This is a genomic window from Streptomyces olivochromogenes (genome assembly GCF_001514115.1).
In the GTDB taxonomy this organism is placed as follows: Bacteria; Actinomycetota; Actinomycetes; order Streptomycetales; family Streptomycetaceae; genus Streptomyces; species Streptomyces olivochromogenes.
On the sequence record NZ_KQ948510.1, the window covers coordinates 1 to 5,733 of the forward strand.

Here is a 5,733-nt window from a genome sequence, read left to right on the forward strand (position 1 = left end):
TCTGAGCGACCCCGCACCGCCCCGCATCACACCGAGGTCCACTCGAGATTCTCTCGTGCAGCAAACTCCAGGGCCTCTCGCGTCACCCGAACGGCCCAACCGGCTCATCGCGACAACCGGCTCTCGCGGCCGTGTACCTGCATCAGGTGGAAACCCCGAAGCCACTGACCCAAGTGGCGCAACCGCCACCCCTTGCAGACAGTAAGAAATATGAACCGTCACCGACGCTCACCCCGTCGAGCCCCTTGGATCGCGGGCGGCGCCGCCGTGCTGGTCGCCGGTGGCATCGGCGTCGGCATTTGGGCGACAGGGACGCCCGACCACGAAGCCGCTCGGCCCACGCCTTCGGGCATAACACAGCCCACGTCTACACGCACCCCGAAGCCCAAGCCGACAGAGACGGCTCGTCCCCGGCAATCGGCACCCTCGAGCAACCGGCCTCAGCCGACGCCGCACCGGACGGCGACGGCCCCCTCGTCCGGGCCGAAACCGAGGCCACCGGCAACACGGCTCCCCCAGCTCCCCGTGCCCAAACCGTCGGCGACAGCAGTGCCGAAGCCCACGCCGAAACCGCCTGCACCGTCCCTGCCCAAGCCCACGCACACGCCAACGCCCACGCACACGCCTACGCCCACCCACACGCCCACGCCTACGCCCGCACTGCCTCCAGCACCGAAACCACCGACAACAGCAGCAGCAACAGCAACAGCAACGCCCATACCGACACTGACCGCGCCGCTCCCGCCCAGGCCCACACCGATACGGCCCTCTGCGCCCAAGCCGCCGACGACAACACCGAAGCCCGCACAAACGCCACCTACGCCGAAGTCCACGCTGCCCCCACCATCCGTGCCGCCCACATCGCCCCCACCGTCCGTGCCATCCGTGCCGCCCACGCCGCCCCCACCGTCTGTGTCGCCCGTACCCTCCGTGTCGCCCGTGCCGTCCATGTCACCCGTGTCACCGGTGCCGTCCATGTCACCTCCGTCGCCATTGCCGTTGCCGACACGGTGGTACACGAGCGCGGCAGCAACGGCCGCTGCCCAGCGCATGGCCACATCCGGAGTGGTCGGCGATCCTGCGTGTTCGCTGGCGGCCGTCGGCAAGCCGGACCCGGCGCTGCTTCCAAGCGGCCTCACCTCGGTCGGCACCGGGCAGGCCGGCACATACTGGTGCCTGGTCTGGTAGCGCCGTGGGACCGGTCGTGTCAGGTGTCCTCGCGGTCCGAGCACAGCACTCGCGAGACCGGGGAGACCTTGCCTTTGCCGAAAACCTCATCCGCCCTGGTGGGAGCGGGGTACGGGGGGTGCCGTGGATGTCGACCGAGGCCGCTCGAGTCGGCATTCTCGCGCGGCAGGCGATTGACGCAGCAGCATGATGATCGATCGCGCTGCTGCGACTGACCTACCTCGGCGTGGTAGACGCGTTCGCCACGCTGCGCCTGCTGCCGATGAGCGATCGGGGCCAGGACGTGGAGATCCTCGCCGTGCGCCATCAGATCACGGCGCTGGAGCGCCAACTCGGCGCGGGGAAGGTGCGGTTCACTCCGAGCAATCGGACGTTCCCAGTGGCGCTGCTGTACCGGCCGCCCTTGGACGTCGTACGGAGGTGGCGACTGCTGGTGCGCCCGGACCCGGTGCTGCGTCGGCACCGCGACCTGGTCGGACGTCGGCTCGCGCAGGTGTCCAGGCCGAAGCGCCCAGACCGACCGCGTACCGTGCGCTCTGTCCGTGCCCTGGTGTTGCACCTGGCGCGAGAGACGTCGGCGCGCGTCAGCCTCACCATCAACAGGCGCCCACGCGACCAGGATTGGACTCCGCCGAGGAGTCCCGCCTCTCATGCAGACGCGACCCCAGAGGGTCCCGGCAACCTCCGGGGCTGGGTGCTTCCCGGCGGAGTCAGTGCCGACCTGCGAGCCCCTCCCCCAGTCAGCAGACCGCGGCCTTCCCCAGCCGTTCCCGGTGTGCCCGGGCCGTGGCCATCAGCCCGTCGAGCGTGTCCCTGGTCCGCACGAGGTCGGTGATGTGCGTGGAGAGCCGCTCGCGCTCCAGTGCCATCCGCTCCAGCGCAGAGTCGGAGTTTTCCTCGCTGGGCGCGTCGACGCAGGGCAGCAGCTCGGTGATGGTGCGGCTGGACAGGCCGGCGGCGTACAACCGCTGGATGAACGCGACCCGCTCGACCTCGTCCTCCGTGTAGTGCCGCTGCCCGCTCGGGCTGCGGGTACTGATGAGCAGCCCCTGCTCCTCGTAGTAGCGCACGGACCGGACACTGACTCCGGCGCGTGACGCGAGCTCCCCGATTCTCACAGAGCCTCCCGGCTGAGTTCTGCGTCACAGACCCTTGCCTCTGACGTCAGTGTGAGGTTTTAGCGTAGCCGTCGTGCCCGAGGTGCGGGCACGACGGAACGCGAAGGAGTCCCGACATGACGACCCTCTTCACCAGTTACCGGCTCGGCGGCCTCACGCTGCCCAACCGGATGGTCATGGCCCCGATGACCCGGGTCCGGGCCGCCGCCGGTGGCCTGGCGACGTCGTCGATGGCGACCTACTACGCCCAGCGGGCCACAGCCGGGCTGATAGTGAGCGAGGGCGTGCAGCCGAGCACGATCGGGCAGTCCAACCCGGGGACACCGGGACTGCACACCGACGAGCAGGTCGAGGCATGGCGCCCCGTGACCGCCGCCGTCCACGCCAACGGCGGCCGGATCTTCGCCCAGCTCATGCACGGCGGCCGGGTCTCACATTCCGACACCACCGGCCTGCAGCCGGTCGGGCCCTCAGCCGTCCCCGCCGTCGGCGACGTGTTCACCCCGACCGGACTCCAGCCCGCCCCGACGCCGCGCGCGCTGGACACCGCCGAAGTGCCCGAGCATGCGCGGTCGTACGCCGAAGCCGCGCGCCGCGCCGTCGACGCGGGCTTCCACGGCGTGGAACTCCACGGCGCCAACGGCTACCTGATCTCGCAGTTCCTCTCGTCCAACGCCAACCTGCGCACGGACCGCTACGGAGGCCCGATCGTCAACCGGATCAGGTTCGCCGTCGAGGCCGTCGCCGCCACCGTCGAGGCCGTCGGCGGTGAGAGGACCGGCATCCGTTTGTCACCGGGCGGGATGTTCTGGGGAGTTCAGGAGACCGACGTCCACGAGCTCTACGCCGCGCTGCTGGCCGAACTGGCCCCCCTCGGGCTGGCCTATGTGCACCTCGAGGCCACCGCCGACGAAGAGGTGCTCGTCGCCCTGCGGCGAGCGTGGCCGGGCACCCTCGTCATGAACCCCGTCCTCCCGATGGGACCGAAGCAGACCAGCCGGGACGACGCCGACCACTGGCTCGGTCTGGGCGCCGATCTCATCAGCTTCGGCCGCGCCTTCCTCGCCAACCCCGACCTGGTCGAGCGGCTGCGGGGCGGGCTTCCGATCGCCCCCGTCGACGAGGCCACCTACTACCAGGGCGGTGACGCGGGCTACCTGACCTACTCGGCCCACCAGTACGCGGGTTGATTCCCAGCTGCGACGAACGAGCGAAACCAGCGCGGGCGGTGGTGCTCAGCCTCGCTCACGAGCGCTCCCGCCGGCTGCCCCAGCCCTGCACTCACGCGTGTGGAACACGCCGGGCAGTACCAGCACTCGGACTCCGCAGGCGCCGCCCGCGACAGCGACACCTGCCCTCGAACAACCTGGCGTGACCGGATCAGCCAATTCCCTTCCAACGGTCCGGTGCTGTCCGGTGGACTCGCCGGGTTTGTTCGAGCGCGGGGCGTGATGCCTCAAGTCGTCCGCTGAGAAGCCCGTTCATGGAGCGGCGGGTGACCCCGTGCCGCGGCCGCCCTCGCCCCTGCTCGGCCCACCAATGGCTCGCCGTCGCCCTGGTGATCACCGCCTGCGCGCCGCCGTCAAAGACACGACGGTCACCGACACTGATACGCAATGGCATGTCATCTCCCGGGCCGGCCATCGCCCGCCGCAGATGACCCACTGTCCACCACGACTCCGGCGGCGGCCCGGACCGAGCGAGGTCGAACGAGTACCGTCCGGGATGGCCGTCAGCAAGGAGTCACGGTTCCGACTCCCCGCGTGTCGCCGCCGGCGTACGGGCCGGACAGCCGGCGCCGTGGCGGATCTTCTGAGCCCCCTGCCTCCCACGCCAGCCAGAACTCGCTTTCGGCGTTGCAAGCCTGCCCGTAGCCGCAGATCTGGTGGCGGCCACCGGCCGTTCGGCCTGGTCGCGCCGTGCCTATGCGGGGAATCAAACGCGGCCGCCGGACGCTTTGACCTCAAGTGAAGAAGATAGGTTTCCTCTCGTTCGGCCACTGGTCGCCGAGTCCGCACTCCAAGACCCGGTCCGCAGCCGACTTCCTGCACCAGTCCATCGACCTGGCAGTCGCGGCGGAGGAGCTCGGCGTGGACGGTGCGTACTTCCGGGTGCACCACTTCGCGCAGCAGGCGGCCAGCCCGTTCCCGCTGCTCTCGGCCATCGGCGCACGGACCTCGAAGATCGAGATCGGCACCGGCGTGATCGACATGCGCTATGAGAACCCGCTGTACATGGCCGAGGACGCCGGCGCTGCCGACCTCATCTCCGGCGGCCGGCTGCAACTCGGCATCAGCCGCGGATCACCGGAACAGGTGATCGACGGCTGGCGCTACTTCGGTTACACCCCCGCGGAGGGCGAGTCCGGCACGGACATGGCCCGCCGACACACCGAGACCTTCCTCAAGGTGCTCGAGGGCGAGGGCTTCGCGAAGCCGAACCCGCGGCCGATGTTCCCCAACCCGCCGGGGCTGCTGCGCATCGAGCCGCACTCCGAGGGGCTGCGCGAGCGGATCTGGTGGGGCTCCGGCTCGAACGCGACCGCCGTCTGGGCCGCGAAGCTGGGGACGAACCTGCAGAGTTCCACACTGAAGGACGACGAGACGGGCGAGCCGTTGCACGTTCAGCAGCGCAAGCAGATCGAGGCGTACCGCGAGGCGTACAAGGAGGCAGGCCACACGCGAGAACCGCGTGTGTCGGTCAGCCGCAGTGTCTTTGCCCTGACCAACGACCTGGACCGGGCCTACTTCGGCCACGACCGCAACTCGCGGGACCAGCTCGGCATGATCGACGACACGACCAGGGCGATCTTCGGACGCTCGTACGCCGCCGAGCCGGACGTACTGGTGAAGCAACTCCAGGAAGACGAGGCCATCCAGGCCGCGGACACCCTGTTGCTGACCATCCCGAACCAGCTCGGTGTCGACTACAACGCCCATGTACTGGAGAGCATCCTCACCCACGTAGCACCGGAGCTCGGCTGGCGCTGAGTGTTCCGCCGTCCTGCGTGGGGGCCGACTCGGCACCATGGTGGTCGGACCCGCGGCCGGCCGAGCCCCGGGCCCGGACTGGGTCACTCGGCCCTGGTCGGGCACACCGACCGTCCGGACAGCAGCCGCGGTGCCGACTTCACGGCGACGCCGGTCACGGGTCACCACAATCGGGGCCGGCTGGTCGTCAAGAGCGCCGACCACACGCACACCGCCGCCATGACCGCCGAAGTACGGGACGGGCAGCCACCCGCCGCCGATGACCACGGCGACTGGGAGGAAAAGGCGGAAGCCCAGCTCCACTCCCCCTCAGGTGACCTGGCGCTGCGCGCTGTCGTGGACGGTCGCCGTGGTGGAGTCTCATGTTTTTGCGGGGGTGTGGTCGGGTTCGTTTGATGGTTGTGGTGCTCGGGTGGGTTGGCTATCGGTGGTCGAGG

5 protein-coding genes are annotated in these 5,733 nt (G+C 69.7%); 2 read left to right on the forward strand and 3 right to left on the reverse strand.

What is annotated here, in order from left to right:
* Positions 1-440: 440 nt before the first annotated feature.
* A complete protein-coding gene (locus AQJ27_RS60465) occupies positions 441-977 on the reverse strand; it encodes a hypothetical protein (protein WP_067385949.1) in 537 nt (178 codons plus the stop codon).
* Positions 978-1,928: 951 nt separating this feature from the next.
* The gene (locus tag AQJ27_RS51180; RefSeq protein WP_067385951.1) at positions 1,929-2,306 is read right to left on the reverse strand and encodes a MerR family transcriptional regulator; all 378 of its coding nucleotides are present in this window, start codon (positions 2,304-2,306) and stop codon (positions 1,929-1,931) included.
* A gap of 116 nt (positions 2,307-2,422) precedes the next feature.
* Here AQJ27_RS51180 and AQJ27_RS51185 point away from each other — a divergent pair, with 116 nt between their 5' ends.
* Positions 2,423-3,496, forward strand: coding sequence for an alkene reductase (locus AQJ27_RS51185; RefSeq protein ID WP_067385953.1), 1,074 nt, complete (start codon positions 2,423-2,425; stop codon positions 3,494-3,496).
* A 190-nt stretch (positions 3,497-3,686) separates the two neighbouring features.
* Here the strand turns inward: AQJ27_RS51185 and AQJ27_RS61175 are convergent, their stop codons facing one another.
* Positions 3,687-3,971, reverse strand: a complete 285-nt coding sequence (locus AQJ27_RS61175) for a hypothetical protein (RefSeq protein WP_369693360.1) — start codon at positions 3,969-3,971, stop codon at positions 3,687-3,689.
* A gap of 302 nt (positions 3,972-4,273) precedes the next feature.
* Here AQJ27_RS61175 and AQJ27_RS51190 point away from each other — a divergent pair, with 302 nt between their 5' ends.
* Entirely contained in the window at positions 4,274-5,296 is a 1,023-nt protein-coding gene (locus tag AQJ27_RS51190; protein WP_067385954.1) for an LLM class flavin-dependent oxidoreductase, read from the forward strand.
* The last annotated feature ends 437 nt before the right edge of the window (positions 5,297-5,733 follow it).

Coding starts and splice junctions, on each gene's coding strand:
- AQJ27_RS60465 (WP_067385949.1), bottom strand. CDS start 977: ATGGACGGCACCGGTGACACGGGTGACATGGACGGCACGGGCGACACG.
- AQJ27_RS51185 (WP_067385953.1), top strand. CDS start 2,423: ATGACGACCCTCTTCACCAGTTACCGGCTCGGCGGCCTCACGCTGCCC.